26 protein-coding genes and 2 tRNA genes are annotated in these 26,627 nt (G+C 59.3%); 22 read left to right on the top strand and 6 right to left on the bottom strand.

What is annotated here, in order from left to right:
* The first annotated feature begins 1 nt into the window (after position 1).
* Complete coding sequence (locus PG887_RS05710; protein WP_201921277.1) at positions 2-976, top strand: ABC transporter permease; 975 nt, start codon at positions 2-4, stop codon at positions 974-976.
* 3 nt (positions 977-979) lie between these two features.
* Complete coding sequence (locus tag PG887_RS05705) at positions 980-1,921, top strand: ABC transporter permease (protein WP_029314771.1); 942 nt, start codon at positions 980-982, stop codon at positions 1,919-1,921.
* Positions 1,922-2,142: 221 nt separating this feature from the next.
* On the opposite strand, the gene dxs is transcribed toward PG887_RS05705, so the two are convergent.
* The 3 genes from dxs to xseB are packed head-to-tail and all read right to left on the bottom strand — an operon-like array spanning position 2,143 to position 5,172.
* Positions 2,143-4,008 (bottom strand): 1-deoxy-D-xylulose-5-phosphate synthase, encoded by a 1,866-nt coding sequence (gene dxs / locus PG887_RS05700; protein ID WP_270821323.1) that lies wholly within the window; start codon positions 4,006-4,008, stop codon positions 2,143-2,145.
* A gap of 21 nt (positions 4,009-4,029) precedes the next feature.
* A complete protein-coding gene (gene ispA / locus PG887_RS05695; protein WP_041215676.1) occupies positions 4,030-4,920 on the bottom strand; it encodes a (2E,6E)-farnesyl diphosphate synthase in 891 nt (296 codons plus the stop codon).
* Complete coding sequence (gene xseB / locus PG887_RS05690) at positions 4,921-5,172, bottom strand: exodeoxyribonuclease VII small subunit (RefSeq protein WP_010675381.1); 252 nt, start codon at positions 5,170-5,172, stop codon at positions 4,921-4,923.
* Positions 5,173-5,405: 233 nt separating this feature from the next.
* Here xseB and pomA point away from each other — a divergent pair, with 233 nt between their 5' ends.
* The 3 genes from pomA (at position 5,406) to greA (ending at position 7,690) form a co-directional block, all read left to right on the top strand.
* Positions 5,406-6,164 carry a flagellar motor protein PomA gene (gene pomA / locus PG887_RS05685; protein ID WP_029314770.1) on the top strand — a complete coding sequence of 253 codons (759 nt, stop codon included), beginning with the start codon at positions 5,406-5,408 and terminating at the stop codon, positions 6,162-6,164.
* A 10-nt stretch (positions 6,165-6,174) separates the two neighbouring features.
* Positions 6,175-7,068: a flagellar motor protein MotB gene (locus PG887_RS05680; protein ID WP_042878323.1), complete on the top strand. Its 894-nt coding sequence runs from the start codon at positions 6,175-6,177 to the stop codon at positions 7,066-7,068.
* 145 nt (positions 7,069-7,213) lie between these two features.
* Complete coding sequence (greA, locus tag PG887_RS05675; RefSeq protein ID WP_010675378.1) at positions 7,214-7,690, top strand: transcription elongation factor GreA; 477 nt, start codon at positions 7,214-7,216, stop codon at positions 7,688-7,690.
* A gap of 98 nt (positions 7,691-7,788) precedes the next feature.
* Here the strand turns inward: greA and PG887_RS05670 are convergent, their stop codons facing one another.
* Together PG887_RS05670 and yhbY are read right to left on the bottom strand one after the other, a co-directional pair.
* Positions 7,789-8,331: a PilZ domain-containing protein gene (locus PG887_RS05670; RefSeq protein WP_203762846.1), complete on the bottom strand. Its 543-nt coding sequence runs from the start codon at positions 8,329-8,331 to the stop codon at positions 7,789-7,791.
* Between the two features lie 105 nt (positions 8,332-8,436).
* Positions 8,437-8,733 carry a ribosome assembly RNA-binding protein YhbY gene (gene yhbY, locus PG887_RS05665; protein ID WP_010675376.1) on the bottom strand — a complete coding sequence of 99 codons (297 nt, stop codon included), beginning with the start codon at positions 8,731-8,733 and terminating at the stop codon, positions 8,437-8,439.
* 97 nt (positions 8,734-8,830) lie between these two features.
* On the opposite strand from yhbY, the gene rlmE reads away from it, so the two are divergent.
* From rlmE to PG887_RS05585, 16 genes are all read left to right on the top strand, one after another.
* Positions 8,831-9,460 carry a 23S rRNA (uridine(2552)-2'-O)-methyltransferase RlmE gene (gene rlmE / locus PG887_RS05660; RefSeq protein WP_010675375.1) on the top strand — a complete coding sequence of 210 codons (630 nt, stop codon included), beginning with the start codon at positions 8,831-8,833 and terminating at the stop codon, positions 9,458-9,460.
* Positions 9,461-9,505: 45 nt separating this feature from the next.
* Complete coding sequence (ftsH, locus tag PG887_RS05655) at positions 9,506-11,458, top strand: ATP-dependent zinc metalloprotease FtsH (protein WP_104455437.1); 1,953 nt, start codon at positions 9,506-9,508, stop codon at positions 11,456-11,458.
* Between the two features lie 84 nt (positions 11,459-11,542).
* Complete coding sequence (gene folP, locus PG887_RS05650) at positions 11,543-12,388, top strand: dihydropteroate synthase (protein ID WP_253584482.1); 846 nt, start codon at positions 11,543-11,545, stop codon at positions 12,386-12,388.
* Positions 12,389-12,406: 18 nt separating this feature from the next.
* The gene (glmM, locus tag PG887_RS05645; RefSeq protein WP_069652095.1) at positions 12,407-13,741 is read left to right on the top strand and encodes a phosphoglucosamine mutase; all 1,335 of its coding nucleotides are present in this window, start codon (positions 12,407-12,409) and stop codon (positions 13,739-13,741) included.
* Between the two features lie 131 nt (positions 13,742-13,872).
* Positions 13,873-14,637: a triose-phosphate isomerase gene (tpiA, locus tag PG887_RS05640; RefSeq protein WP_270821322.1), complete on the top strand. Its 765-nt coding sequence runs from the start codon at positions 13,873-13,875 to the stop codon at positions 14,635-14,637.
* Positions 14,638-14,964 carry a preprotein translocase subunit SecG gene (secG, locus tag PG887_RS05635; protein ID WP_270821321.1) on the top strand — a complete coding sequence of 109 codons (327 nt, stop codon included), beginning with the start codon at positions 14,638-14,640 and terminating at the stop codon, positions 14,962-14,964.
* A 7-nt stretch (positions 14,965-14,971) separates the two neighbouring features.
* Positions 14,972-15,056, top strand: a tRNA-Leu gene (locus PG887_RS05630).
* A gap of 91 nt (positions 15,057-15,147) precedes the next feature.
* Positions 15,148-15,224 (top strand) — tRNA-Met (locus tag PG887_RS05625).
* 166 nt (positions 15,225-15,390) lie between these two features.
* The gene (rimP, locus tag PG887_RS05620) at positions 15,391-15,849 is read left to right on the top strand and encodes a ribosome maturation factor RimP (protein ID WP_010675370.1); all 459 of its coding nucleotides are present in this window, start codon (positions 15,391-15,393) and stop codon (positions 15,847-15,849) included.
* Between the two features lie 14 nt (positions 15,850-15,863).
* Positions 15,864-17,366: a transcription termination factor NusA gene (nusA, locus tag PG887_RS05615; RefSeq protein WP_270821320.1), complete on the top strand. Its 1,503-nt coding sequence runs from the start codon at positions 15,864-15,866 to the stop codon at positions 17,364-17,366.
* Between the two features lie 20 nt (positions 17,367-17,386).
* Positions 17,387-20,089: a translation initiation factor IF-2 gene (infB, locus tag PG887_RS05610; protein ID WP_043153231.1), complete on the top strand. Its 2,703-nt coding sequence runs from the start codon at positions 17,387-17,389 to the stop codon at positions 20,087-20,089.
* Positions 20,090-20,144: 55 nt separating this feature from the next.
* Positions 20,145-20,579, top strand: a complete 435-nt coding sequence (gene rbfA, locus PG887_RS05605; protein WP_270821319.1) for a 30S ribosome-binding factor RbfA — start codon at positions 20,145-20,147, stop codon at positions 20,577-20,579.
* 1 nt (position 20,580) lies between these two features.
* Positions 20,581-21,531, top strand: coding sequence for a tRNA pseudouridine(55) synthase TruB (truB, locus tag PG887_RS05600; protein WP_010675365.1), 951 nt, complete (start codon positions 20,581-20,583; stop codon positions 21,529-21,531).
* A 135-nt stretch (positions 21,532-21,666) separates the two neighbouring features.
* Positions 21,667-21,936 carry a 30S ribosomal protein S15 gene (rpsO, locus tag PG887_RS05595; RefSeq protein ID WP_010675364.1) on the top strand — a complete coding sequence of 90 codons (270 nt, stop codon included), beginning with the start codon at positions 21,667-21,669 and terminating at the stop codon, positions 21,934-21,936.
* 180 nt (positions 21,937-22,116) lie between these two features.
* On the top strand, positions 22,117-24,255 hold the full coding sequence (gene pnp / locus PG887_RS05590) for a polyribonucleotide nucleotidyltransferase (RefSeq protein WP_104455440.1): 2,139 nt from the start codon (positions 22,117-22,119) through the stop codon (positions 24,253-24,255).
* A gap of 142 nt (positions 24,256-24,397) precedes the next feature.
* Positions 24,398-25,609 carry an MDR family MFS transporter gene (locus PG887_RS05585; protein WP_042880137.1) on the top strand — a complete coding sequence of 404 codons (1,212 nt, stop codon included), beginning with the start codon at positions 24,398-24,400 and terminating at the stop codon, positions 25,607-25,609.
* Between the two features lie 3 nt (positions 25,610-25,612).
* Here PG887_RS05585 and PG887_RS05580 read toward each other — a convergent pair whose 3' ends face one another.
* A complete protein-coding gene (locus tag PG887_RS05580) occupies positions 25,613-25,966 on the bottom strand; it encodes a DsrE/DsrF/TusD sulfur relay family protein (RefSeq protein WP_010675361.1) in 354 nt (117 codons plus the stop codon).
* A gap of 160 nt (positions 25,967-26,126) precedes the next feature.
* Between PG887_RS05580 and PG887_RS05575 the strand changes: the two genes are divergently transcribed.
* Positions 26,127-26,519: a DUF1090 domain-containing protein gene (locus tag PG887_RS05575; RefSeq protein ID WP_039041125.1), complete on the top strand. Its 393-nt coding sequence runs from the start codon at positions 26,127-26,129 to the stop codon at positions 26,517-26,519.
* Positions 26,520-26,627 lie beyond the last annotated feature (108 nt).

Genomic DNA, 26,627 nt, shown 5'->3' with positions numbered 1-26,627 from the left:
CATGTTTACATTCCTGCTGAAACGGTTCTATCAGGCCGTGATAGTGATGTTCGTCATCAGCCTGGTCGCCTTCTCCATCCAGGACAACCTGGGGGATCCGCTGCGCGAGCTGGTGGGACAATCCGTCTCCGAGTCCGTGCGCCAGGAGCTGCGCGACAAGATGGGACTCAATGATCCCTTCCTCGTGAAATACAGCCGCTTCTTGAAGAACGCGGTACACGGGGATCTGGGCACTTCCTATTTCTTCAAGCGACCAGCCCTCGAGGTTATCCTCGACAAGCTGGTGGCTACCCTTGAGCTGGTGTTTGCCGCCGCGCTCATCATCGTCGTGGTCTCCATTCCGCTGGGGGTTTATTCGGCGATAAGACCGCGCAGCATCCTCACCAAGGTCATCATGGCGGTGAGCAGCATCGGCATCTCGATCCCGGTCTTCCTGACCGCCATCATGCTGATGTACCTCTTCTCCATCCAGCTGGGCTGGCTGCCGGCCTATGGCCGTGGCGAGACCTATAACCTGCTGGGTTGGGATTCGGGCTTCTTCACCTGGGACGGTATCCTGCACCTGGTGCTGCCTGCGGTCTCCCTCTCCTCCATCATGCTGCCGCTGTTCATCCGGCTGGTGCGCTCGGAGATGCTGGAGCAGCTCTCCTCCGAGTACGTCAAGTTTGCCCGTGCCAAGGGGCTGGACAACAACAAGGTCTACTACCAGCACGCCCTGAAGAACACCATGCTGCCGGTCATCACGGTGGGCGGTGTGCAGATCGGGACCATGGTGGCCTACACCATCCTGACCGAAAGTGTGTTCCAGTGGCCGGGGACCGGCTTCCTCTTCCTTGAGGCGATCCACCGGGTCGATACGCCGCTGATCACCGCCTACGTCATCTTCGTCGGCCTCATTTTCGTGGTGACCAATACCCTGGTCGACCTGCTCTACGGGTTGATCAACCCGACCGTCAACCTGACCGCCAAGGGGTAACAGATGACTAATGCTGTAACTGCAAGCCCAAGCCGTTGGGCACGCTTCAAAAATTCCGACATCGTCTACTACTTCCTGCGGGACAAGGTAGCCATGTTCAGCTTTGCGGTGTTTGTGGTCTTCGTGCTGGCGGCTCTGCTGGCACCCTGGATCGCGCCGCACAACGTCTATGACCAGACCAGTTTCGATCTGATGGATGCGGAGCTGCCCCCCTCCTGGCTGGAAGGGGGCGAGGCCCGCTTCTGGCTCGGGACAGACAACCAGGGACGCGACATCTGGAGCACCATCCTCTATGGCGCCCGCATCTCGCTGACCATTGGTCTGTTCGCGGTGGGGCTGCAGCTGGTGCTCGGTATCGTCATCGGTCTGATGGCCGGCTACTTTGGTGGTCGCATCGACAACCTGCTGATGCGCTTTGCCGACGTGCAGCTGTCGTTTTCCACCATGATGGTGGCCATCATCATCTCCGCCATCTTCCAGGCGACCTTTGGCTCCGAGTTCTACTCGAAGTTCGCCATCCTGATGCTGGTGGTGATCATCGGTATCGCCGAGTGGCCGCAGTATGCCCGGACGGTGCGCGCCTCCGTGCTGGCGGAGAAGAAGAAGGAGTATGTGGAAGCGGCTCAGGTGATGGGGTTCCGCGCCCCGCGCATCATGTTCCGCCACATTCTGCCGAACTGCCTCTCCCCCATTCTGGTCATCTCCACCGTGCAGGTGGCGAACGCCATCATGAGCGAGGCGGCCCTCTCCTTCCTGGGTCTGGGGATGCCGGTTGATCAACCGTCCCTGGGGTCGCTCATCAGCGTGGGCTTCAACTACATCTTCTCCGGATCCTGGTGGATCACCGCCTTCCCGGGCCTCTGCCTGGTGGTGCTGGTGCTGGTGATCAACCTGCTGGGTGACTGGCTGCGGGATGTGTTCAACCCGAAGATCTACAAGGGCTGATAAACCTATCCACGAACTGGCTGCGAGGCCGTGATCAAGGTTCATGTGCTGCTCGCTTATGTAGAACCAAGGAGTGCTCATGTATGTCTCGGTTCCTGAGCGGCTTGTAACCTTGTTGACGGCCTTCTCGCGACAGTATCTGAACAGGGTTGGTCTGGCACAGTGAATAACAAAAAAGGGCGCCATCAGGCGCCCTTTTTTATTGCTTGCGATAACCCTTGTCAGGCCTGCAGCCAGCTCTCGATGCGGGTCTGAATGCCCACGCTGTCCAGCCCCAGCAGGGCGTAGATCTCATCCTGGGTGCCCTGCTCGATGAAGCGGTCCGGCAGGCCGAGGTTGAGCACCGGTTTGCACTGCTTGCAGCCCATCAGCAGCTCGTTCACCGCAGAGCCTGCACCGCCCATGATGGCGTTGTCTTCGAGGGTGACGAACTGATCGTGGGAGGCGGCCAGAGAGAGCACCAGCGCCTCGTCCATGGGTTTGACGAAGCGCATGTCCACCAGGGTGGCATCCAGCGCCTCGGCGGCTGCTCTGGCCTGTTGCAGCAGGGTGCCGAACGCCAGGATGGCGGTCCCCTTGCCCTCGCGAACGACACGTCCCTTGCCGAGGGGCAGGGCCTGCATCTCGCTCTCGGCCTGGATACCGGTGCCGCTGCCACGGGGGTAGCGCACCGCCGCTGGCCCGTTGCACAGATAGCCGGTGTAGAGCATCTGGCGGCACTCGTTCTCGTCGGACGGCGTCATCACCACCATGTTCGGCACTGTGCGCAGGAAGCTGATGTCGAACGCACCCTGATGGGTCGGGCCGTCGGCCCCCACCAGACCGGCCCGGTCGATGGCGAACAGCACCGGCAGCTTCTGCAGCGCCACATCGTGGATCAGCTGGTCATAGGCCCGTTGCAGGAAGCTCGAATAGATGGCGACCACGGGTTTCTGCTCGGCGATGGCGAGACCGGCGGCGAAGGTGACCGCATGTTGCTCGGCGATGGCCACATCGAAGTAGCGATCCGGATATTGCTGGCTGAATTTCACCAGACCGGAGCCTTCGCGCATGGCGGGGGTGATGCCGACCACGCGCTCGTCCTTGGCGGCGATATCGCACAGCCACTGACCGAAGATGGCGGAGAAGGTGGGTTTGCCACCGGCGCTCTTGGGCAGGGCACTGTCATCCGGGTTGAATTTGGGGACGGCGTGATAGCCAATGGGATCTTTTTCCGCCGGCTCGTAGCCCTTGCCCTTCTTGGTCTTGACGTGCAGCAGCTGGGGACCCTTGAGGTTGCGCATGTTGCGCAGGGTTTCGACCAGGGCATGGATGTCGTGACCGTCGATGGGGCCGATGTAGTTGAAGCCGAACTCCTCGAATAGAGTGCCGGGTACCACCATGCCCTTGAGGTGCTCCTCGGCCCGCTTGGCGAGCTCCTTGACCGGCGGCAGACCCGCCAGCACCTTCTTGCCCCCCTCGCGAATGGTGGTGTAGAGCTTGCCGGACATCAGCCTGGCGAGGTGATTGTTCAGGGCCCCCACATTCTCGGAGATGGACATCTCGTTGTCGTTGAGCACCACCAGCATGTCCTTGTGGACGTCGCCGGCGTGATTGAGGGCCTCGAAGGCCATGCCGGCGGTGATGGCGCCATCACCGATGACCGCGACCACCTTGCGGCCAAGCCCTTCGCTCTCGGCCGCCACCGCCATGCCGAGCGCCGCCCCGATGGAGGTGCTGGAGTGGCCCACGCTGAGCACGTCGTACTCGCTCTCTTCCCGCCAGGGGAAGGGGTGCAGGCCATCTTTCTGGCGAATGGTGTGAATGCGCTCCCGTCTTCCGGTCAGGATCTTGTGGGGATAGGCCTGGTGGCCCACGTCCCACACCAGCCGATCGAAGGGGGTGTTGTAGACATAGTGCAGGGCGACCGTCAGCTCGACGGTGCCAAGGCCGGAGGCGAAGTGGCCGCTGGAGCGGCTCACCGAGCGCAGCAGATACTCGCGCAGCTCGTTGCACACCACGGGCAGCCGCTCGAAGGGGAGGGATCGCAAATCGACCGGCGTGTCCGCGAGGGCCAGGTTGGGGAAATCGCTAATATCAACGCTCATATTGTTACTGTTATCCAGCGTTTAGTGGGTTCGCTCGATGATGTAATCGGCAAACGCTTCCAGAATGTCGGTATTGTAGGGCAAGGATTGCAGGGCTGTTAAGGCCTTGTCATGCAGTTCGCGAGCCAGCTCACGGGCATTGTCGAGTCCGAGCAGGGCCGGATAGGTACTCTTTTCCAGCGCCAGATCCGAGCCTTGCGGCTTGCCCAGGGTGGCAGTATCGCCCGTGATGTCGAGGATGTCGTCCTGCACCTGGAAGGCGAGTCCGATGGCGGCGGCATAGGTTTGCAGGGCGGTGAGGGTGGCGGGTTCCACGTCAGCCTTGCACAGGGCGCCGAGGGTCACGGCGCACTCGATGAGGGCCCCGGTCTTGTGGCGGTGCACCTGCTCCAGCTCGGCGAGGCTGATCCGGCGCCCTTCGGCGTCCAGATCCAGTGCCTGACCGCCGCACATGCCGAGATAGCCGGACGCGCGGGCCAGGGCACTCAGCATCCGCACCCGGTTGGCCATCAATGTATCGGGCATGGGGTGGTCGGCCAGAATGGAAAACGCCAGGGTCTGCAGGGCATCGCCCGCCAGGATGGCTGTGCCTTCATCGAAGGCCTTGTGTACGGTGGGCTGACCACGACGCAGGTCGTCGTCGTCCATGGCGGGCAAGTCGTCGTGCAGGAGGGAGTATGCGTGAATGCACTCCACGGCGGCGGCGGGGCCATCCAGCAGTTCGCTCTTGACCCCCAGCATCTCGCCGACGGCATAGACCAGGAAGGGGCGCACCCGTTTTCCACCGAGCAGCAGGCCGTATTTCATCGCGTCCCGCAAACGTGGCGCCATGGCGGGCAGGGCGTCAAGCTGTGCCGAGAGGCAATCGTCGATGCGGCGCCGATGCAGGCGGGAGAAATCGTCCAGGGTCACTCACTCCTCTCCTTGTTCTGCTCGAAAGGGGACCGCTTGCTCGCTGCCATCGGCCTGGGTCAGGAGGATCTGGATCTTCTGCTCGGCCTGTTCCAGCTTCTGCTGGCCGGCGCGCACCAGATGGATGCCCTGTTCGAATTGTTTGAGTGCCTCCTCGAGGGGGAGCGAGCCCTGTTCGAGTTGATGCACTATGGTTTCAAGCTCTTCCAGGGTGGCATCAAAACTCAGACGGTCGATTTTTTTACTGGCCATGTCCATCCTCGGGGATTGAAAAAACGGCTCATCTTAACATCGACCGGCCACAGGGGGGAGGCAGAAAAACGCGGCGTCCTCAAACTATCCTGACCCTGGCCGATAAGAACGGGCATGCAACCACGCATTGCCGATCGGCGATTGCGGTGTGCCGGACTTGCTGCCGGGGACGCAATAGCAGAAAATTCAACGCAATATAATGAGACGGCACGTTCGGCGACAGGAGTAGGGATGTGGATTTAGGGAGTCTGATAGGCTTAGTGCTGGGGTTCGGGGTCGTGGTGTACGGCATGTTGCTGGGCGGCCCCATGAGCATGTATGTGGACATGCCATCGGTCTACATCACCATACTGGGGTCCGTGTTCATCTGCATGATGAAGTTCAACCTCGGCCAGTTTCTAATGGCCTTCAAGGTCGCGGGCAAGGCCTTCATGTACAAGGGGGACAAGCTCGACGATCTCATCACCAAGGCGGTGGAACTGGCGGATGCGGCCCGGAAGGGGGGCTTTCTGGCTCTGGAGGCGGCGGAGATCCCCAATACCTTCATGAAGAAGGGCATCGACATGCTGGTGGACGGCCATGATGCCGACGTAGTGCGTGCGGTGATGGAGAAGGACATCGAACTGACGTCCGAGCGTCACGCCACAGCCATCAAGGTGTTCCGCTCCCTGGGGGATCTCGGTCCGGCCATGGGCATGATCGGTACCCTGGTGGGGTTGGTGGCCATGCTGGCCAACATGAGCGACCCCAAATCCATCGGTCCGGCCATGGCGGTGGCCTTGCTGACGACCCTGTATGGCGCCATCGAGGCCAACATGATTGCCATCCCCATCGCTGACAAGCTGGAACTGCGTAGCGGCGAGGAACAGTTGAGTCGCACCCTGATCCTCGACGCCATCATGGGGATCCAGGATGGACAGAACCCGAGGGTGATCCAGGCTATGTTGCAGAACTACCTGAATCAGTCCAAACGCAACAACGGGACCGAATAGGAGCGCACAGATGGCAAAGTGCAAGTGCCCGCCTCCCGGATTGCCCGGTTACATGGGAACCTTCGCGGATCTCATGTCTCTGCTGATGTGCTTCTTCGTGCTTTTGCTCTCCTTTGCCGAGATGGATGTGCAGAAGTTCAAGCAGATCGCCGGTTCCATGGAGAAGGCGTTCGGGGTGCAGAACATCCTGGAGGTCAAGGATATCCCCAAGGGAACCTCCGTCATCGCCCAGGAGTTTCGTCCTGGTCGCCCCGAGCCGACGCCTATTGACACCATCATGCAGCAGACCATCGACATGACCCAGACCGAGCTGGATTTCCAGCCTGGGGATGCGGACAAGGCGGGTGGACATGACAAGACCGAAGGCCAGCAGAGCGGTGGCGATACCGCCCAGGAGGCCCAGAAGGCGCAGGAACAGTCCAACACCCTGGCCAAGGCACTGGCGGAGCAGATGCAGGCCCAGATCCAGGATGGGGCCATCGAGATAGAGGCGCTGGGTCAGCAGATCATCATTCGCATTCGCGAGAAAGCGGCGTTCCCGGCGGGCTCCGCCTTCCTGCAACCCCAGTTCTGGCCGGTGATCCGCAAGGTGGCTGCGCTGCTCAAGGATGTGCCGGGGGAGATCACCGTCTCCGGCCACACCGACAATGTGGCCACCGAGGACGAGTTGTTCCAGTCCAACTGGGAGCTTTCATCCCAGCGGGCGGTGGCGGTTGCCCACCAGATGATCAAGGTGCCCGGTTTTGACGGCAATCGTCTGGTGGTGCAAGGGATGGCGGATTCCCAGCCGCTGGTGCCCAACAACAGCCCGGAGAATCGGCGCATGAACCGACGTGTCGAGATCGCCATCATGCAGGGCAAACCGACGGTGTCGGCTCCGCTTGGCGTCTCGGAATCCAAGTAACGCTGGCCCAAAGCGGGATCCCGCTCGCAGGGGCTGACATGGATTTTGTGGCGGCTTCATATTAAGATGCCCCATCCGAACCGACAGCTGCGGCTCTCTTTTGATTGCCGCAGCTTCTCTTTATAAAGCAACCCAGGTTTCGACTATGAATCATACTCCGATGACTGTTCGCGGCGCTGAAAAGCTGCGTCAAGAGCTCGATTATCTCAAGACCGAGCTGCGTCCCCAGATTATCGAAGCGATTGCTGATGCCCGTGAACATGGCGATCTGAAAGAAAATGCCGAATACCATGCCGCCCGCGAGCAGCAGGGTTTCTGTGAAGGCCGCATTCAGGAAATCGAAGGCAAGCTCTCCAATGCCCAGATTATCGATGTCACCAAGATTGCCAACAATGGCCGCGTCATCTTCGGCGCAACCGTGACCCTGCTCAAAAGTGAAACGGAAGAGGAAGTGGTCTACCGCATCGTGGGAGACGACGAGGCGGACATCAAGCAGAACATGATTTCCGTGAACTCCCCCATTGCCCGCGCCCTGATCGGCAAGGAAGTGGATGACGTTGCCATCGTCAAGACGCCGGGTGGCGATGTGGAGTACGAGATCCTGGAAGTTGCCTATCTCTGATTGAACGTCGGGGAAAGAGACAGGGGAGCCGGGCTCCCCTGTTGTCTTTAGTCACCCTGATAGGCCTGGACGAAGGCGTCCTGGTGGCGCTGGAAGAGTCAGTCCCGCAATTGTTCCTGATCCTCCTTGCCCAGCCGGAACTGGACGGCCCAGTCATGGCGATGTGGATTGGCATCCACGTGCCTGACGAGGGTGCCTGTCATGGCCAAGGGAGGGAGATCCTCGATGCGAAGGTATCCGCCAAGTGGATCTCCCTTGGCAAAGGCGTCCGGCAAGCCGGCCACGATGAGACCGCCAAGGGAGAGGCTGTATACCTCGTACTCCGCGTCTTCGGTGCAGAGCACGGCCTTTTCCTCGAGTCGCCAGGCGCGCAGATGGGGCGAACCCAGCTCGGTAATGGTCGGCGCGGCGATGCGCAGCTCGGCGTGGCCCTCCTCTGCCTGGGTACAGTGGAGCGGGAAACGCAATTGGTAGCCGGCGATGCGGGCTTCGAGTGTCAGAGGCTTGGCTCGCTGCAACAGGCTTTGGAGAGGAAGGGGCAGGGTGCCGCGCAGGTATTGGCTGGTGGCAATGTCTTCATCGTTTCCCAGGTCCCGCAGCATGGCCAGTTCTTCATCGGTGAGGAGCTGATGCTTGTCCATAGTGGGTGTCCACGGCTATTCATCGCAGGTTAAGGGCCTGGCAACTATTTTGGCAAGCGACTTGGGAAGAAGGGAAATGAAGGAAAGAGCGAATGCTCTTTCCTGTTACTTGCGCGGCAACTGGATCTTGGGCTCTTTGGCCTGACGGTAGATGGTCAGTACATGGCCCATGCTCTGTACCTTGATGGCGCCGGTCTCGCGAACGATGGCATCCATCACCAGCTGTTTCATCTCACGATCTTCAGACGCAACCTTAACCTTGATCAGCTCGTGGTGGTTCAGGGCCAGATCGATCTCGGCCAGCACCCCTTCGGTCAGACCGTGTTGTCCCAGCAGGACGACCGGCTTCAGACTGTGGGCCAGGCCCTTGAGGTACTGTTTCTGTTTATTGTTGAGAATCATGGCAATTTCTTCATAAGTCAGGGTTGAAAGGGGCGTATTCTACCCCCACTTAGCCCTTAATACTAATAACCCTTGTGGTTTTTTAAAGTCGACAATCATGACCCAGAAAAAACGTTCCCCCAGTTCAACCCGCTGGTTAAAAGAACATTTCGACGACCAATACGTCAAGAAAGCCCAGAAGTTGGGACTGCGCTCTCGCGCCGTTTTCAAGATAGACGAGATCCAGGGCAAAGACCGGCTGCTCAAGCCGGGGATGACGGTAGTGGACCTGGGGGCTGCTCCCGGTGGCTGGTCCCAATTTGCTATCGACCAGGTCGGTGACAAGGGGCGCGTCATTGCGTGTGATATTTTGCCGATGGATTCCATTGCCGGTGTCGATTTCCTGCAAGGGGACTTTCGGGAGGAAACTGTACTCGGCGCCTTGCTGGAGCGAGTCGGCCCCGACAAGGTGGATGTCGTCATGTCCGACATGGCGCCCAACATGAGCGGTACCCAGCAGGTGGATCAAGCCCGTGCCATGTACCTGGTGGAACTGGCGCTGGACATGTGCAATCAGGTCCTGAGCAGTAATGGCAGTTTTGTAGTCAAGGTGTTCCAGGGGGAAGGGTTTGATGCCTATCTCAATGAAATACGTAGACTTTTCTCTGTCGTCAAGATTCGAAAACCAGACTCGTCCCGTGCTCGTTCACGAGAAGTCTACATTGTGGCTACCGGTTTTAAACTGTAGTACCCTAACCCTCATCGTTAACTGTCAGTCTGCGAGGTCATTGATTTGAGTGACATGGCGAAAAACCTAATCCTGTGGCTGGTCATCGCCGTCGTGCTGATGTCGGTGTTCAATAGCTTCAGCCCCAGCGATACCACCAGTCGCCAGCTGGACTATTCCAGCTTCGTGAAAGAAGTGACCCAGGAGCAGATCCGTGAAGTGCGGATGGATGGCAAGGTCATCAATGGCGTCAAGCGCACCGGTGAACGTTTCACCACCATCATTCCTGCGCCGGATCCCCAACTGCTCAACGACATGCTCAACCATAACGTCAAAGTGATGGGTGAGAAGCCGGAAGAACCATCTCTGATCACGTCCATCTTCATCTCCTGGTTCCCGATGCTGTTGCTGATCGGTGTCTGGGTCTTCTTCATGCGTCAGATGCAGGGCGGCGGCGGCAAGGGTGCCATGTCGTTCGGCAAGAGCAAGGCTCGCCTGATGAGCGAAGATCAGATCAAGACTACCTTTGCCGACGTAGCCGGTTGTGACGAGGCAAAGGAAGAGGTCAAGGAGCTGGTCGACTATCTGCGTGACCCGACCAAATTCCAGAAGCTGGGTGGCAAGATCCCGACCGGCGTCCTGTTGGTAGGTCCTCCCGGTACCGGTAAGACCCTGCTGGCCAAAGCCATTGCAGGCGAGGCCAAGGTGCCGTTCTTCACCATTTCAGGTTCGGACTTCGTGGAAATGTTCGTGGGTGTCGGTGCCTCCCGGGTGCGTGACATGTTCGAACAGGCCAAGAAATCCTCCCCCTGCATCATCTTCATTGATGAGATCGATGCGGTCGGTCGCCAGCGTGGCGCCGGTCTGGGTGGTGGTCACGACGAACGTGAGCAGACCCTGAACCAGATGCTGGTTGAAATGGATGGTTTTGAAGGCAATGAAGGCATCATCGTCATCGCCGCCACCAACCGTCCCGACGTACTGGATCCTGCGCTGCTGCGTCCAGGTCGTTTCGACCGCCAGGTCGTGGTCGGCTTGCCGGATGTTCGCGGTCGTGAGCAGATCCTGAAAGTGCACATGCGCAAGGTACCGCTGGCGGATGACGTCAATCCGGCGCTGATTGCCCGTGGTACCCCTGGTTTCTCCGGTGCCGATCTGGCCAACCTGGTGAACGAGGCTGCCCTCTTCTCTGCTCGCGAGAGCCGCCGAGTGGTCTCCATGCTGGAGTTCGAAAAGGCGAAGGACAAGATCATGATGGGGGCGGAACGTCGCTCCATGGTGATGAAAGAGTCCGAGAAGGAGATGACGGCCTATCATGAAGCGGGTCACGCCATCATTGGTCGCGTGGTGCCGGATCATGACCCTGTCTACAAGGTCTCCATCATTCCGCGCGGCCGTGCGCTGGGTGTGACCATGTACCTGCCGGAACAGGACCGCTGGAGCCACTCCAAGCAGCATCTGGAGTCCATGATCTCCAGCCTGTATGGCGGTCGTCTGGCGGAAGAGCTGATCTACGGTGCCGAGAAGGTATCGACCGGTGCATCCAACGACATCGAACGTGCCACCGACATCGCCCGCAAGATGGTGACCCAGTGGGGCATGTCCGAGCGTCTCGGCCCCATGCTTTACGCAGAAGAGGACGGTGAAGTCTTCCTCGGCCGCAGCATGGCCAAGGCCAAGCACATGTCTGACGATACCGCCCGCATCATCGATGCAGAGGTCAAGCAGGTCATCGATCGCAACTACGATCGTGCCAAGCAGATCCTGCTGGACAACATGGATGTGCTGCACACCATGAAAGATGCATTGATGAAGTACGAGACCATCGATGCCAAGCAGATCGATGATCTGATGGCGCGTCGCGAGGTCCGTGCTCCCAGCAACTGGCATGATGAGCACGGTGACACCCCGCAAGGTGGTGCCAGCGTGAACAACGAGCCGGAGGCCAAGGCGCCGGCTGAAGAGGGCAGTGCACCTCTGAGTGACATCGACAAGGCGAACGATGTCCCGGCCAAATAAGTTGTCATGATACAAACCCCGGGCTTGCCCGGGGTTTTTCTTTGCACGAAGAGTTTGCCGCTCTTGTTGGAGGTAGTTGAAGCAATGCAGTTAATCAGCAAGGGACGTACCCTTTCTCTCGACCGTCCCCATGTCATGGGCATTCTCAATGTGACGCCGGACTCCTTTTCAGATGGTGGCCGCTTCAAGCAGATCGATCTGGCGTTGGGTCATGCCCGCGACATGGTGGCCGATGGGGCCACCCTTATCGATATAGGTGGCGAGTCGACCCGCCCGGGCGCCCCCGACGTGAGCGAGCAGGAGGAGCTGGACAGGGTCATCCCCGTGGTGGAGCGCATGGTCGCCGAGCTGGATGTGATGATCTCCCTCGATACCTCCAAGGCTATTGTCATGCGGGAGGGTTGTGCTGCAGGTGGTCACCTCATCAATGATGTCCGCGCTCTGCAAGAGCCGGGAGCGCTGGGCGCGGCGGCCGAGGCTGGCGTACCGGTATGCCTCATGCACATGCAGGGGCAGCCCCGTACCATGCAGGTGGAGCCGCACTATGACGATTTGCTGGGGGAGGTGAGAGCCTTCTTTGACGAGCGGATTGCCGCTTGTCTGGGGGCTGGTATCCCGCGTGAGCATCTGGTACTGGATCCAGGCTATGGCTTTGGCAAGACGCTGGCGCACAACTATCAGCTGCTGGCACAGCAGGCGTCACTGCTCGATTACCAACTTCCGCTCTTGGTGGGCATGTCACGAAAGTCTATGATAGGCAACCTGCTTGACCGCCCGGTAGCCGAGCGGTTGGCTGGTAGTCTGGCCTGTGCCCTGATCGGGTTGCAACATGGCGCCAGGATCATCCGGGTGCACGACGTGCGGGCCACCATGGATGTCTTGCGTACAGGCTGGATGACCATGACGGGACAAGATTTCATATCCAAATAGAAAAACGAGAAACAGACAATGACCAGAAAGTACTTCGGCACCGACGGCGTGCGCGGCAAGGTGGGTGAATACCCGATCACCCCGGATTTCGTCATGAAACTCGGCTGGGCCGCCGGCAAGGTGCTCTCCAAGAAAGGGACCAAGAAGGTGCTGATCGGCAAGGATACCCGTATCTCCGGTTACATGCTGGAGTCGGCACTGGAGGCGGGGCTCTCCGCCGCCGGTCTCAAAGCCATACTGATGGGACCCATGCCCACCCCGGCGGTTGCCTACCTGACTCGCACCTTCCGTGCCGAAGCCGGCATCGTCATCAGTGCATCCCACAACCCCTATTACGACAACGGCATCAAGTTCTTCTCCGCCGACGGCACCAAGCTGCCCGATGATGTCGAGCTGGCCATCGAAGCCGAGCTCGACAACGAACTCAAGTGCGTGGAGTCCGCGGAGCTTGGCAAGGCGCAGCGCATTGATGATGCGGCTGGTCGCTACATCGAATTCTGCAAGAGCACCTTCCCCTCCAATCTGAGCCTGGAAGGGCTGAAAATGGTGGTGGATTGCGGTCATGGTGCCACCTACCACATCGCCCCTTCCGTCTTCCGCGAGCTGGGTGCCGAAGTCATCGCCATCGGCTGCAGCCCGGATGGGCTCAACATCAATGACGGTGTCGGTTCCACAGCACCGGAGGCGCTGGCCGCCAAGGTCCAGGAATGCAAGGCAGATCTCGGCGTCGCCTTCGACGGTGACGGCGACCGTCTGGTGATGGTGGACAGCACTGGTTACATCATCGACGGGGATGAGATCCTCTACATCATCGCCCGGGATGCCCTGCGCCATGGCCGCCTCAAGGGCGGTGTGGTGGGCACCCTGATGGCCAACATGGGGCTGGAGCTTGCACTTCAGACCCTGGGCATCCCCTTTGCCCGTGCCAAGGTGGGTGACCGCTACGTGCTTGAGATGATGAACGAGAAGGGCTGGCGCATCGGGGGCGAAAACTCCGGTCATATCATCTGCCTGGATCAGACCACCACGGGGGATGGTATCGTCGCCGCCCTGCAGGTGCTGACGGCCATGCGCAGTGCCGAGATGCCGCTGGCCAAATTGCGTTCGGGCATGAGCAAGTTCCCGCAAGTGCTGGTCAATGTGCGCTTCGCCGAAGGCAAGGATCCGCTGACCTCCGGTGCCGTTCAGCAGGAAGTGGCGGCAGTGGAGCAGGAACTGGCCGGCCGTGGCCGGGTGCTGTTGCGCAAATCTGGCACCGAGCCCCTGATCCGGGTCATGGTCGAAGGTGAACACGAACAGCAGGTGCGCGATATGGCAGAGCGCATCGCCAAACAGGTCGAATCGGCGTTTTAATGAACAACCAAGGCGGCTTTTTAGTCGCCTTGGTTGTATCTTGTTCAAACGATTCGAAAATTTGAAAATAGCACTTGTCAGCTGAGCATCCTCTGGATATTATCAGCCCCGCTTTCGCAAGGGAGTTGCCGATGGGACATCGCAAGCCGTTTGTAGCAGCCAACTGGAAGTTACACGGTAGTAGGTCGCAGTTAGAGCAGTTTACGAGTCAGTGCACAGAGCGCATTGATGAAGACGTAGATATGGTCTTGTGTCCATCCCATGTGCATCTCGGTTTCACAGCCGAACTGCTCGGTGAGCAGGGAAGAGTGAAGCTGGGGGCTCAGAACGTGAGCCAGCACAGACAGGGCGCTTATACGGGTGAAATCTCGTGTGAGATGCTGGTCGAGGCAGGTTGCCGATATGTACTTGTTGGCCACTCCGAGCGCAGGCGTCTCTTTGGTGAGACCAGTTTTATCGTCGCAGAGAAGTTTGCGACAGTCAGAGCAGCAGGTCTGATACCCATACTTTGTCTGGGTGAGTCAGGCGCGGCGAGGCAGGCAAGAAGAACCTTTGAGGTGATTGCCGAGGAACTGGACATCGTCATAGAGAAAAATGGCGCGATGGCTTTCGATAATGCTATCATCGCCTACGAGCCAATCTGGGCTGTAGGTACAGGTAAATGCGCCACACCCGAGCAGGCACAAGAGGTTCATTCCTTTATTCGCGGTCGCTTGGCGGAGGATACTCCGGTAATAGGTGAGAAAGTCAGAATCATCTATGGTGGGAGCGTGACACCGGCCAATGCACAAGATTTGTTTGCGCAGCCCGATATTGATGGCGGTCTGATAGGCAGGGCAAGTCTTGATGGCGAGGCGTTTTTAGGAATAGTTGAAGCGGCAAAGGGTGCAAGTTAAATGTACGAGATTCTTTTGGTCGTTTATCTGCTGGTATCGCTGGCTCTGATTGGTCTGGTGATGATTCAGCAAGGTAAAGGGGCTGATATGGGCGCCTCCTTCGGCGCAGGGGCATCGAATACTGTATTCGGCTCCGGTGGTTCAGGGAGCTTCCTGACCCGCACAACAGCGATTTTGGCTACTCTGTTTTTCTTGATTAGTCTGGTTCTGGGTTCCATGTCCAGCAACAAGGTCAAACAGGGTAGTGAATGGGAAAATCTGCAACAGACTCAACAAGTTGAGCAGAGCAAAGCGCCAGTGAGGAAAGATACTGACGTTCCCGAATAAGAGTTTTGCCGTGGTGGTGGAATTGGTAGACACGCTATCTTGAGGGGGTAGTGCTCTAGGGTGTGCGGGTTCGAGTCCCGCCCACGGCACCAATTAAGCAGTGAACCCGGGTAACCGGGATGTTATAGCCGCTGAGTCTTGTCTCACGAGTGTGAAGTGGCTATAATCTCGCACGATTTCGGACGCGGGGTGGAGCAGCATGGTAGCTCGTCGGGCTCATAACCCGAAGGTCGTCGGTTCAAATCCGGCCCCCGCAACCAAATTTCACGCATTTCCTACGCTCAGGAAGGCGGTCGCTGCGAGGCGACAATCAGGGTAAAGCGCCAAGCCCCGATTTGACATCGGGGCTTTTTGTTATGTGCAATTTACTCTGAATCTATTTCTATCTGGGCTATATGCCCTTTTTTCGTTTTTCGGAGGGTGACTTTGGCTACGTTGGAACAACGTTTGACCGATCTGCTCGAGGCTCCGGTCGTTGCCTTGGGTTTTGAACTGTGGGGTATCGAGTTTATCCGTGCGGGTAAGCACTCGACCTTGCGCGTTTTCATCGACTCGGAGCAAGGCGTGACGGTGGAAGACTGTGCCGAGGTGAGCCGCCAGGTCGGCGCCATCATGGATGTCGAAGATCCCATCACCGAGGAGTACTACCTTGAGGTGTCTTCCCCGGGTCTGGATCGTCCACTGTTCAAGGTCGCCCAGTTCGAAAAATACGTTGGCCAGGAGGCGGCGGTAACGCTTCGGATGGCAACAAACAACCGCCGCAAGTTCAAAGGCGTAATCAAAGCCGTGCAGGGGGACATGATCACTCTGACGGTAGATGGTAAGGACGAGGTGTTGGCTTTCACCAATATCCAAAAAGCGAACATAGTGCCGAACTTTGGTTAACGAGGCTATCGGATATGAATAAAGAGATTTTGCTGGTCGTTGACGCTGTGTCCAACGAGAAGGCTGTCCCCCGCGAGAAGATTTTCCAGGCTCTGGAGACTGCGCTGGCGACTGCGACCAAGAAAAAATACGAAGGTGAGATTGAAGTGCGTGTCGAGATCGATCGCAAGACCGGTGACTATGACACCTATCGCCGTTGGGTCGTGGTGGCCGATCAGGCTTCCATGGAGAACCCGTACGGGGAAATCACTCTCGAAGCCGCTAAGATCGAGCAGCCGGATATCCAGATCGGCGACTATGTTGAAGACCAGATTGACTCTGTGACCTTCGACCGTATCACCACCCAGACCGCCAAGCAGGTCATCGTGCAGAAAGTGCGCGAGGCTGAGCGTTCCCAGGTCGTTGACCAGTTCAAGGACAAGGAAGGCACCATCATCAGCGGCGTGGTCAAGAAGAGCAACCGCGACAACGTGATCCTGGATCTGGGCAGCAATGCCGAAGCCGTGATCTTCCGTGACGACATGCTACCCCGTGAGACCTTCCGTCCCGGCGACCGTATCCGTGGCCTGCTGTATGCCGTGCGTCCGGAAGCCCGTGGTTCCCAGCTGTTCGTCAGCCGCTCCAGCCCGGACTTCCTGAAAGAGCTGTTCCGCATCGAAGTGCCGGAAATCGGCGAAGAGATGATTGAAATCATGGGCGCTGCCCGTGATCCGGGCTCCCGCGCCAAGATCGCGGTCAAGACCAACGATCGTCGTATCGACCCGATCGGTGCCTGTATCGGCATGCGTGGTGCCCGCGTTCAGGCCGTCTCCGCCGAGCTGAGCGGTGAGCGTGCCGACATCGTGCTGTACGATGACAACCCGGCCCAATACGTGATCAACGCCATGGCGCCAGCCGATGTGGCCTCCATCATCGTCGATGAAGACAACCACACCATGGACATCGCCGTGGAAGCAGCCAACCTGGCCCAGGCCATCGGCCGCAACGGTCAGAACGTACGTCTGGCCTCCCAGCTGACCGGTTGGGAACTGAACGTGATGACCGTCGAGGACATGCGTGCCAAGCACCAGGCCGAGAACGACCGCATCCTGACGCTGTTCACCAGCACCCTCGACATCGACGACGATTTCGCCGGCCTGCTGATGGAAGAGGGCTTCTCCACCCTGGAAGAGATCGCCTTCGTCCCGGTCAACGAGCTGCTGGCCATCGACGGTCTGGATGAAGACATGGTCGAAGAGCTGCGCAAGCGTGCCAAGGATGCCCTGACCACCAAGGCCCTGGCCAAAGAAGAATCCTTTGAAGGCGTTGAGCCTTCCGAAGAACTGCTCAATCTCTCCGGCCTCGGCCGTGAAATGGCCTATGCTCTGGCCGCTCGCGGTGTCGGCACACTGGAAGATTTGGCAGAGCAAGGTATCGATGACCTTGCCGACATCGAAGAGTTGACCGCCGAGAAGGCTGGTGAGCTCATTATGGCTGCTCGCAATATCTGTTGGTTCGGAGAAGAGCAGTCTGAATAAGGTCAAACGGAGGAAAATGAATGGCAGAAGTATCAGTTAAGCAACTTGCCACTGACATCGACACGCCGGTTGATCGTCTTCTCCAGCAGTTTGTCGATGCCGGTATCGTGAAGAGCAAGGCCGACGACATGGTCAGCGAGTCTGAGAAACAGACTCTGCTGGCACATCTGAAGAAACAGCATGGAGGTGACGAGGTCACCGCACCTGCTCGCATGACCTTGCAGCGCAAGACCAAGAGCACTCTGAGTGTTCAGGGGACTGGTGGCAAGAACAAGGAAGTGCAGGTAGAAGTGCGCAAGTCTCGCACCTATGTAAGACGCTCGGCGCTGGAAGATGAACAGCGCCAGGCGGAAGCCGAGGAAACAGCGCGTTTGGAAGCAGAAGAAAAAGCTCGTCGCGAGGCCGAAGAGAAGGCCCGCCTCGACGCTGAAGAGAAGGCTCGCCGTGAGGCTGAGCAGGCTCGTCGTGAAGCTGAGGAAAAGGCGCGGATCGAGGCACAACAGAAGGCTCGACAGGCTCAACAGCCCGCCAAAGCAGCCGGTAGCACAGCTCAGCAAGAGGCAGAAAAGATGGCCAAGCGCGAAGCAGAAGAACTGAAGCGCCAACAGGAACAGACAGCTTTGCAAAAAGCTGAAGAACTCGCCGCGAAGAAAGCCGAAGAGGCTCGCATCATGGCGGAACAGAATGCGGCCCGCTGGGCTGAAGAAGAAGCGGCTCGCGCCAAAGAGAGCAGCGATTACCATCTGACCACCAACAAGCACGCGCAAGCGGCCGAAGATGAGTTGGATCGTAAGGAAGAGACCAGCCGTCGCACGGCTGCCGCTGCCAAGGCGCCGAAGAAAGTCGGCCGTCGCGAAGACGACCGCAATGACCGCAACTCCCGCGATCCCCGTGCCCGCAAAGGCAAGCGTGGCAAGATGGCCATGCCGAACGCCATGAAACACGGCTTCAACAAGCCGGCTGCCGTGGTCAACCGTGACGTCGTCATCGGCGAGACCATCACAGTGGCGGAGCTCGCCAACAAAATGGCCGTCAAGGGCGTTGAAGTCATCAAGGTGATGATGAAGATGGGCGCCATGGCCACCATCAACCAGGTGATCGACCAGGAGACCGCTCAGCTGGTCGCCGAGGAGATGGGTCACAAGGTGGTGCTGCGCCGTGAGAACGAGCTGGAAGAGGCGGTACTTAGCGATCGTGACGAGACCTCCGAAGCCAAGCCGCGTGCGCCGGTCGTGACCATCATGGGTCACGTCGACCACGGCAAGACCTCGCTGCTGGACTACATCCGTAAAGCCAAGGTCGCGGCGGGCGAAGCCGGTGGCATTACCCAGCACATCGGTGCGTACCACGTCCAGACCGACAGCGGGATGATCACCTTCCTGGATACCCCGGGTCACGCGGCGTTTACCTCCATGCGTGCTCGTGGTGCCAAGGCGACCGACATCGTTGTTCTGGTTGTTGCAGCTGACGACGGCGTGATGCCGCAAACCATCGAAGCCATCCAGCACGCCAAGGCAGCCGGTGTGCCGCTGGTTGTTGCGGTGAACAAGATCGACAAGCCTGAAGCGGATCCGGATCGCGTCAAGACCGAGCTGGCCCGTTACAACGTCATGTCCGAAGACTGGGGTGGCGATTGCCAGTTCGTGCACGTCTCCGCCAAGTCTGGCGAAGGCATCGACGACCTGCTGGAAGCCATCCTGATCCAGGCCGAAGTCCTGGAGCTGAAAGCGGTGGTTGACGGCATGGCCAACGGCGTCGTGATCGAATCCTTCCTGGATAAAGGTCGTGGTCCGGTTGCCACCGTGCTGGTACAGGAAGGTACTCTGCGTCAGGGCGACATCGTGCTGTGTGGTCTTGAGTACGGCCGGGTTCGCGCCATGCGTGACGAACTGGGTCGCGAGATCAAGGAAGCCGGTCCCTCTCTGCCAGTGGAAATTCTGGGTCTGTCCGGCGTTCCCTCTGCCGGTGACGAAGCCACGGTCGTGCGTGACGAGAAGAAAGCCCGTGAAGTGGCGCTCTACCGTCAGGGCAAGTTCCGCGAAGTCAAGCTGGCTCGCCAGCAGAAGGCCAAGCTGGAAAACATGTTCGCCAACATGACCGAGGGCGAAGTGTCGGAAGTGAACGTGGTGATCAAGGCCGATGTACAAGGCTCTGTGGAAGCGATCTGCGATGCGCTGGTCAAACTCTCCACCGACGAAGTGAAGGTGAAGATCGTGGGTTCCGGCGTAGGTGGCATCACCGAAACCGACGCGACCCTGGCCGCGGCTTCCAGCGCCATCCTGGTGGGCTTCAACGTCCGTGCCGACGCTTCTGCGCGCAAGGTCATCGAATCCGAGAGCCTGGATCTGCGTTACTACTCCGTCATCTATGACCTGATCGACGAAGTGAAGCAGGCCATGAGCGGCAAGCTGGCTCCTGAGTATCGTCAGGAGATCATCGGTCTGGCTGAAGTGCGTAGCGTCTTCAAGTCGCCGAAGTTCGGCGCCGTTGCTGGCTGTATGGTCACCGAAGGTGTGGTCAAGCGTTCCAACCGCATTCGCGTTCTGCGTGACAACGTGGTTATCTATGAAGGCGAGCTGGAATCCCTGCGCCGCTTCAAGGATGACGTCAACGAAGTTCGCAACGGCTACGAGTGTGGTATCGCGGTCAAGAACTACAACGACGTGCGCGAAGGCGACCAGATCGAGGTGTACGAGACCGTTGAAATCCAACGGACTCTGTAAGCCGAGAGTTAGACAAAATAGGGGGCCGCGGCCCCCTTTTATCGCAGGATAGAATATGGCCAGAGAATTCAGCCGGACCCGTCGGGTCGGACAGCAGATCCAGCGTGAAATCGCGCTGATCCTGCAGCGCGAGGTGAAAGACCCGCGCATCGGCATGGTGACCGTCTCCGACGTGGAGGTCTCCAAGGACCTCAACTATGCCAAGGTTTATGTCACCTTCTTGCAACTGGAGAATGACGCCGAGCGCATCAAGGAAGGGCTCAAGGGCCTGACCGAGGCTGCCGGTTACATCCGCAGCCTGCTGGGCAGCGCCATGCGTCTGCGGGTGGTGCCCGAGCTGCGTTTCTACTACGACCAGACCCTGGTCGAGGGGATGCGCCTCTCCAACCTGGTGACCAACACTGTGCGTGAAGACAAGCGTCGCATGACTGAAGCCGGTCGTGACGAAGAGCAATCCGCACCGGATGACATGACTGAGGATAACGCCTGAGATGTCTCGTAGACGTCGTTTCAAAGGCCGTGACGTACACGGCATCCTGCTACTGGACAAACCGACCGGCCTGACTTCCAACGATGTGTTGCAGAAGGTCAAGCGGATCTACAACGCCGCCAAGGCTGGCCATACCGGCGCCCTGGACCCCCTGGCCACCGGCATGTTGCCGATCTGCCTCGGGGAGGCCACCAAGTTCTCCCAGTATCTGCTGGAAGCGGACAAGCGCTATGAGGTGACCGCCAAGCTGGGCGAGCGCACCAATACCAGCGACTCCGACGGCGAGGTGGTTTCCACCCGCCCGGTGAACGTGGCGGTGGGCACCCTGATCGAGGCGCTGGACCAGTTCCGCGGCCCCATCATGCAGGTGCCGTCCATGTACTCCGCCCTCAAGCACAACGGCCGCCCGCTCTACGAATATGCCCGTGAAGGGATCGAGATCGAGCGGGAAGCCCGTCCCATCACCATCTTCGAACTCAAGCTGCTCGGCTTCGAGGGGGACGAGGTGAAGCTGGAAGTGCATTGCAGCAAGGGTACCTATATCCGCTCCCTGGTGGACGATCTGGGGGAAGTGCTGGGCTGTGGCGCTCACGTCACCCAGCTGCGTCGCACCCAGGTGGCGAGCTACCCCTACGAGCGGATGCTGACCCTGGAGCAGCTCGAGTGTATCTTCGAGCAGGCCAAGGCCGAAAGCATTCCGCCACGGGAGCAGCTGGATCCCCTGTTGCTGCCGATGGACACCGCTGTGGCCTCTCTGCCCGAGGTGAACATGCTGGTCGCCGTGGCCGCCTATGTGAACCAGGGTCAGGCCGTGCAGGTGGCAGGTAGCCCCCAAAGTGGCCAGGTCCGCATGACGGTTGGCCCGGAGCGCGAATTCATCGGGGTTGGCGAGATCGATGACGAGGGGCGCGTGGCGCCCAAGCGTCTGGTTCGCTACCACGACGAGGAGTGATCCTCAGGTGGTATCGGTCTGTCACGCGTCTTTCCCGTTGCGAAAAGGGGCCGGGACGATTATGATACCGCCCTCATTTCACGGCTGAATTAGAGATTGGCTGTGAACCTTTAAACACTCTACTGGAGTAATACCATGTCTCTAAATGCTGAGATCAAAGCTCAAATCGTTGCCGACAACGCTCGTGGCGCCAACGACACCGGTTCCCCCGAAGTGCAAGTTGCCCTGCTGACTGCCCAGATCAACCATCTGCAAGGTCACTTCAAGGAGCACGCCAAGGATCACCACGGTCGTCGCGGTCTGCTGCGCATGGTTTCCCAGCGTCGTAAGCTGCTGGACTACCTGAAGCGTAAAGACGTTCAGCGCTACGCTGCTCTGATCGCCAAGCTGGGTCTGCGTCGTTAATCGACCATCAGATTTCGCAAAAAAGGGGAACCGCGAGGTTCCCCTTTTTTATTGCCCGTTTCAAACAGGATGCAGGCCGTTGCCTGCCTCACAGAATTGACGTCCGCGCTTACCTTTTGATGCGAATCAAGTATACTTGCACGCGAATTTAAAGCGCCAAATTGTTAAAAGGAAATTCACGTGAATCCTATTGTAAAGTCATTCCAGTACGGTCAACACACCGTCACACTGGAAACCGGTGTGATGGCCCGTCAAGCCACTGCGGCCGTCATGGTCAGCATGGACGATACCTGTGTCTTCGTGACTGTCGTTGGCAAGAAAGAGGCCGATCACGGCCGTGATTTCTTCCCGCTGACCGTCAACTATCAGGAGCGTACCTATGCTGCTGGTCGTATCCCGGGTGGTTTCTTCCGTCGTGAAGGCCGTCCGAGCGAGGGTGAGACCCTCATCTCCCGTCTGATCGACCGTCCCATCCGTCCGCTGTTCCCGGAAGGCTTCCTCAATGAGGTTCAGGTGGTTGCCACCGTCATGTCCGTGAACCCGGCCGTTTCTCCCGACATCGTTGCCATGATCGGTGCCTCCGCGGCCCTGGCCATCTCCGGCATCCCGTTCGGCGGCCCGATCGGTGCAGCCCGCGTGGGTTACATGAACGGTCAGTATGTGCTGAACCCGACCACTACCGAACTGCCCCAGAGCGATCTGGATCTGGTGGTTGCCGGTACTGCCAATGCGGTGCTGATGGTGGAATCCGAAGCGGCCATCCTCTCCGAAGAGGTGATGCTGGGCGCCGTGGTCTACGGTCACGAGCAGATGCAGACCGTGATCAACGCCATCAATGAATTCGCTGCCGACGTCGGTACCAAGCCCTGGGACTGGACCCCGCCTGCCGTCAACGAAGCGCTGAAAGCCAAAGTTGCCGAACTGGCGACCAGCGAACTGGGTGAAGCCTACCGCATCACCGAGAAGGCTGTTCGTTACGAAACCATCGCTGCCATCAAGGGCCGCGTCGTCGAGCAAGTCATCGCATCCGGCGTGGAAGAAGATGCCAAGAAGATCGGCGAAGAGTTCCACAGCCTGGAGAGCCGCATCGTCCGTGGTCGCGTAGTACGTGGTGAGCCGCGTATCGACGGTCGCGATCCGGAAATGATCCGCGCCCTCTCCGTCGGTACCGGCATCCTGCCCCGTGCCCACGGTTCTGCCCTGTTCACCCGTGGTGAAACTCAGGCCATCGTGGTGGCCACGCTGGGTACCGAGCGTGACGCCCAGAACATCGACGAGCTGACCGGCAACCGCGCCGATCGCTTCATGCTGCACTACAACTTCCCGCCCTACTGCGTCGGCGAGACCGGCATGATGGGCAGCCCGAAGCGTCGTGAGATCGGTCACGGCCGTCTGGCCAAGCGCGGCGTTGCTGCCGTGATGCCGAGCGCCGCCGAGTTCCCGTACGTGGTGCGCGTGGTCTCTGAAATCACCGAATCCAACGGTTCCTCCTCCATGGCGTCTGTCTGTGGTTCCTCCCTGGCGCTGATGGATGCCGGTGTGCCGATCAAGGCCTCCGTTGCCGGTATCGCCATGGGTCTGGTGAAGGAAGAAGAAGGTTTCGTCGTGCTGTCCGACATCCTGGGTGACGAAGATCACCTAGGCGATATGGACTTCAAGGTAGCCGGTACCAGCGAAGGTGTGACCGCGCTGCAGATGGACATCAAGATCGAAGGCATCACCAAAGAGATCATGGAGATTGCCCTGAAGCAAGCTCGTGGCGCTCGTCTGCACATCCTGAAAGTGATGGACGAAGCTATCCAGGCTCCCCGTGCTCAGATCTCCGATTTCGCACCGCGCATCCACACCATCAAGATCAATCCTGAGAAGATCAAGGACGTGATCGGCAAGGGTGGTTCCGTGATCCGTGCACTGACCGAAGAGACCGGCACCAACATCGAGCTGGATGATGATGGTACCGTTCGCATCTCCGCCGTGGCCAACGAAGCCGCCATGGAAGCGATCCGCCGTATCGAGGCCATCACCGCCGAGATCGAAGTGAACCGCATCTACGAAGGCAAGGTCGTGCGCCTGGCTGACTTCGGCGCCTTCGTCAACATCCTGCCGGGTAAAGACGGTCTGGTGCATATCTCCCAGATCACCGATGCCCGCGTGCAGAACGTGGCCGACTTCCTGAAAATCGGCGACGTGGTGAAGGTGAAGGTACTGGAAGTGGACCGTCAGGGCCGTGTGCGTCTCTCCATCAAGGAAGCGAACGCACCGACCGAAGCGGCTGCTGCTCCTGCTGCCGTTGCCGTCGAAGAGCCGGCTGCCGAATAAGGCTGCCGTATGTAAAAGAGCCGACCCTTGGGTCGGCTTTTTTGTGCCTGTCGCCCGGCATGGCGCAGATTGTCTCCTTGTTCCTTTTGGCGCCCCTTGATATAAGGGACGACCCCGCTTCGTTGGCAAAAGGAATTGCAGCATGTCATGGGCCTACCTCAGGCAGTTTCCTTCCCTGGTCTGGATCGTCATCCTGGGCACTTTCATGGTGCGTACCACCTTCTTCATGGTCTGGCCCTTTCTCTCCATCCTGCTCTACCGTGACTACGGACTTTCGGCGACCCTGATAGGCGCCATCCTGGGGGCGACGGCGGCGCTTTCCACTCTCGTCAGCTTCTATGGCGGCTGGCTCTCGGACAAATGGGGGCGGCGCAACATCCTGCTGTTCGGCTGCCTGGTTTCCGCCGCCAGCGTGGCCCTGCTCGGCCTCTCCCACCAGGTGGGCTGGCTGGCACTCGGGGTGATCGGCAGCGGACTCTCCTACGGTCTCATCGACTCACCGGGCAAGGCACTGATGGCCGACAATCTGGCCGAGCCCAAAGCCCGTGAGCTGGCGCTGCACCTGCGTTATTTCCTGCTCAACCTGGGGGCGGCCATCGGTCCTCTGCTCGGCGTCACCTATGGCCTGAGCGCGCGTCAGGAGACCTTCCTGTTGCTCAGTGCCAGCTATCTGCTGCTTGGCATCGTCTTTGTCATCGGGTTCAGGCTGGCGGGTTGCCACACCAGCCAGGCGGCCGGGCCCGGCATGCGTGCCGTGCTGCGGGTGCTCTGGCAGGACAGGGGGTTTCTGCTGCTGATCATGGCCAATCTGCTGCTGATGCTGGTCTATGCACAGTTCGAGTCGCCCCTCATCCAGTATCTGACCCGCGCGGGGACGCCGGAGGTGGAGCGGCTCATCGGCTGGCTGGTGACGACCAACGCGCTGACCATAGTGATGCTGCAGTTCCCCCTGCTGCACCTGACTGCCCGCTGGTCCACGCGGCGCAAGCTGCAACTCGGGGTGGCGCTCTTTCTCGGCGCCCAGTTGCAGTTTGCGCTGGGGGATACCGCCATCTGGTGGCACTGGATAGTGGCGGTGATCCTCCTGAGCGTCGGGGAGTGCATCCTCTTCCCCTTGCTCAATGTGCTGATCGATCAGATGGCGCCTGGTCATTTGAAGGGGAGCTATTTCGGGGCGGCCTCCATCTCCGGACTCGGGGTGGCCATGGGGGCCTTGCTGGGAGGCTGGGTGCTGGCCCACTGGGGCGGGAGCTGGCTTTATGCCCTGATGGCGCTGCTCTGCCTGGTGATCCTGATGCTCTATGGTCTGAGTACCCGGACCTCGCGCCCTGCGCTGGTCCGGGCCGGGCCCTGACGGCTAGAAGGTCAGCACCTTGTCGGCGGCCAGAGTCCATTGGGCCAGCAAGGGGAGGGTGCCTATCTCTATGCCCTCGACAAGGGGTAGCGGGGTGATGCCGCGCGCATCGGTGCAACTCTTGCAAAGCCGGATCCGGGTGCCCTGAGCCAGCAGTATCTCCAGCATCTGGCGCAGGTTGTAGCCCTCGGCCGGAGCCTGCCCGGCCAGAGCAGCAGTGACGGCATCCGACATCAGGAAGAGGTTGAGGTCTACCTTTCCCTCCTCTTTGAGGGCGATGCCGAGGCGCAGGGCATTGAACAGGGACTCGCTGCCATAGGGGGCGCCGTTGGCAATGATGAGAATGTGTTGGGTCATGTGGCTCTCCTGATTGAAAGGGCCATTGTAGCTTTGGCGAAAGCGGCCCGGCATGATACAGAGCACACTCTGTCGTAGCCCGGCCCCGTGTGTCTTGACCTCACACAGGGAGTCAGGTCTCATGGACGGCCATCCAGTATGACAGAACAAAGAGGTTTTTATGTGGAAGATCGCCGGAATAGGCTTATTGTTGTTGGCCGGGCAAGCATATGGTAGTGAAAACATCGGCTGCAAGGCCAGACAGCAGGCCGTGACGGATCAGCTTGCGTTCGCCAGGGCGCACAACAACCAGGAGCAGGTAGCCGGTCTTGAGCGGGCACTGCGCAACCTGGAGGCCCATTGTACCGATGCCGGGCTCCTTGAGGAGCAGCAACGCAAGGTGGTCAAGCAGAGGGAAGAAGTGGAAGAGCGGCTGGCCGAGTTGCAGAGCGCACGGGTATCGGGCAAGCCGGACAAGATCGCCAAGAAGCAGTCCAAGCTGGAGGAGTCCCAGGCCGAGTTGCTGGAAGCCCAGCGCGAACTCGAGGCGCTGCAAAAACTGGTCAAACCCTGAGGGAAGGGCAGCGCAATAGAAAAAGCCGGGCATGCCCCAATGCTGTTCACTTAAGCGGAGCCGCATTGCGATTTACCGGAAAACGGGTCTTTGATATCTTCACCGCCC

The organism is Aeromonas sp. QDB14 (assembly GCF_027707845.1).
Taxonomy (GTDB): domain Bacteria; phylum Pseudomonadota; class Gammaproteobacteria; order Enterobacterales; family Aeromonadaceae; genus Aeromonas; species Aeromonas caviae.
This window is presented reverse-complemented; position numbering and strand designations above follow the sequence as displayed.

What these genes read in the sequence shown, in the direction of transcription:
- PG887_RS05710 (WP_201921277.1), top strand. Translation starts at nt 2, where the DNA reads ATGTTTACATTCCTGCTGAAACGGTTCTATCAGGCCGTGATAGTGATG.
- PG887_RS05705 (WP_029314771.1), top strand. Translation starts at nt 980, where the DNA reads ATGACTAATGCTGTAACTGCAAGCCCAAGCCGTTGGGCACGCTTCAAA.
- dxs (WP_270821323.1), bottom strand. Translation starts at nt 4,008, where the DNA reads ATGAGCGTTGATATTAGCGATTTCCCCAACCTGGCCCTCGCGGACACG.
- xseB (WP_010675381.1), bottom strand. Translation starts at nt 5,172, where the DNA reads ATGGCCAGTAAAAAAATCGACCGTCTGAGTTTTGATGCCACCCTGGAA.
- PG887_RS05680 (WP_042878323.1), top strand. Translation starts at nt 6,175, where the DNA reads ATGGCAAAGTGCAAGTGCCCGCCTCCCGGATTGCCCGGTTACATGGGA.
- greA (WP_010675378.1), top strand. Translation starts at nt 7,214, where the DNA reads ATGAATCATACTCCGATGACTGTTCGCGGCGCTGAAAAGCTGCGTCAA.
- PG887_RS05670 (WP_203762846.1), bottom strand. Translation starts at nt 8,331, where the DNA reads ATGGACAAGCATCAGCTCCTCACCGATGAAGAACTGGCCATGCTGCGG.
- yhbY (WP_010675376.1), bottom strand. Translation starts at nt 8,733, where the DNA reads ATGATTCTCAACAATAAACAGAAACAGTACCTCAAGGGCCTGGCCCAC.
- rlmE (WP_010675375.1), top strand. Translation starts at nt 8,831, where the DNA reads ATGACCCAGAAAAAACGTTCCCCCAGTTCAACCCGCTGGTTAAAAGAA.
- folP (WP_253584482.1), top strand. Translation starts at nt 11,543, where the DNA reads ATGCAGTTAATCAGCAAGGGACGTACCCTTTCTCTCGACCGTCCCCAT.
- glmM (WP_069652095.1), top strand. Translation starts at nt 12,407, where the DNA reads ATGACCAGAAAGTACTTCGGCACCGACGGCGTGCGCGGCAAGGTGGGT.
- tpiA (WP_270821322.1), top strand. Translation starts at nt 13,873, where the DNA reads ATGGGACATCGCAAGCCGTTTGTAGCAGCCAACTGGAAGTTACACGGT.
- secG (WP_270821321.1), top strand. Translation starts at nt 14,638, where the DNA reads ATGTACGAGATTCTTTTGGTCGTTTATCTGCTGGTATCGCTGGCTCTG.
- nusA (WP_270821320.1), top strand. Translation starts at nt 15,864, where the DNA reads ATGAATAAAGAGATTTTGCTGGTCGTTGACGCTGTGTCCAACGAGAAG.
- infB (WP_043153231.1), top strand. Translation starts at nt 17,387, where the DNA reads ATGGCAGAAGTATCAGTTAAGCAACTTGCCACTGACATCGACACGCCG.
- rbfA (WP_270821319.1), top strand. Translation starts at nt 20,145, where the DNA reads ATGGCCAGAGAATTCAGCCGGACCCGTCGGGTCGGACAGCAGATCCAG.
- truB (WP_010675365.1), top strand. Translation starts at nt 20,581, where the DNA reads ATGTCTCGTAGACGTCGTTTCAAAGGCCGTGACGTACACGGCATCCTG.
- rpsO (WP_010675364.1), top strand. Translation starts at nt 21,667, where the DNA reads ATGTCTCTAAATGCTGAGATCAAAGCTCAAATCGTTGCCGACAACGCT.
- PG887_RS05585 (WP_042880137.1), top strand. Translation starts at nt 24,398, where the DNA reads ATGTCATGGGCCTACCTCAGGCAGTTTCCTTCCCTGGTCTGGATCGTC.
- PG887_RS05580 (WP_010675361.1), bottom strand. Translation starts at nt 25,966, where the DNA reads ATGACCCAACACATTCTCATCATTGCCAACGGCGCCCCCTATGGCAGC.
- PG887_RS05575 (WP_039041125.1), top strand. Translation starts at nt 26,127, where the DNA reads ATGTGGAAGATCGCCGGAATAGGCTTATTGTTGTTGGCCGGGCAAGCA.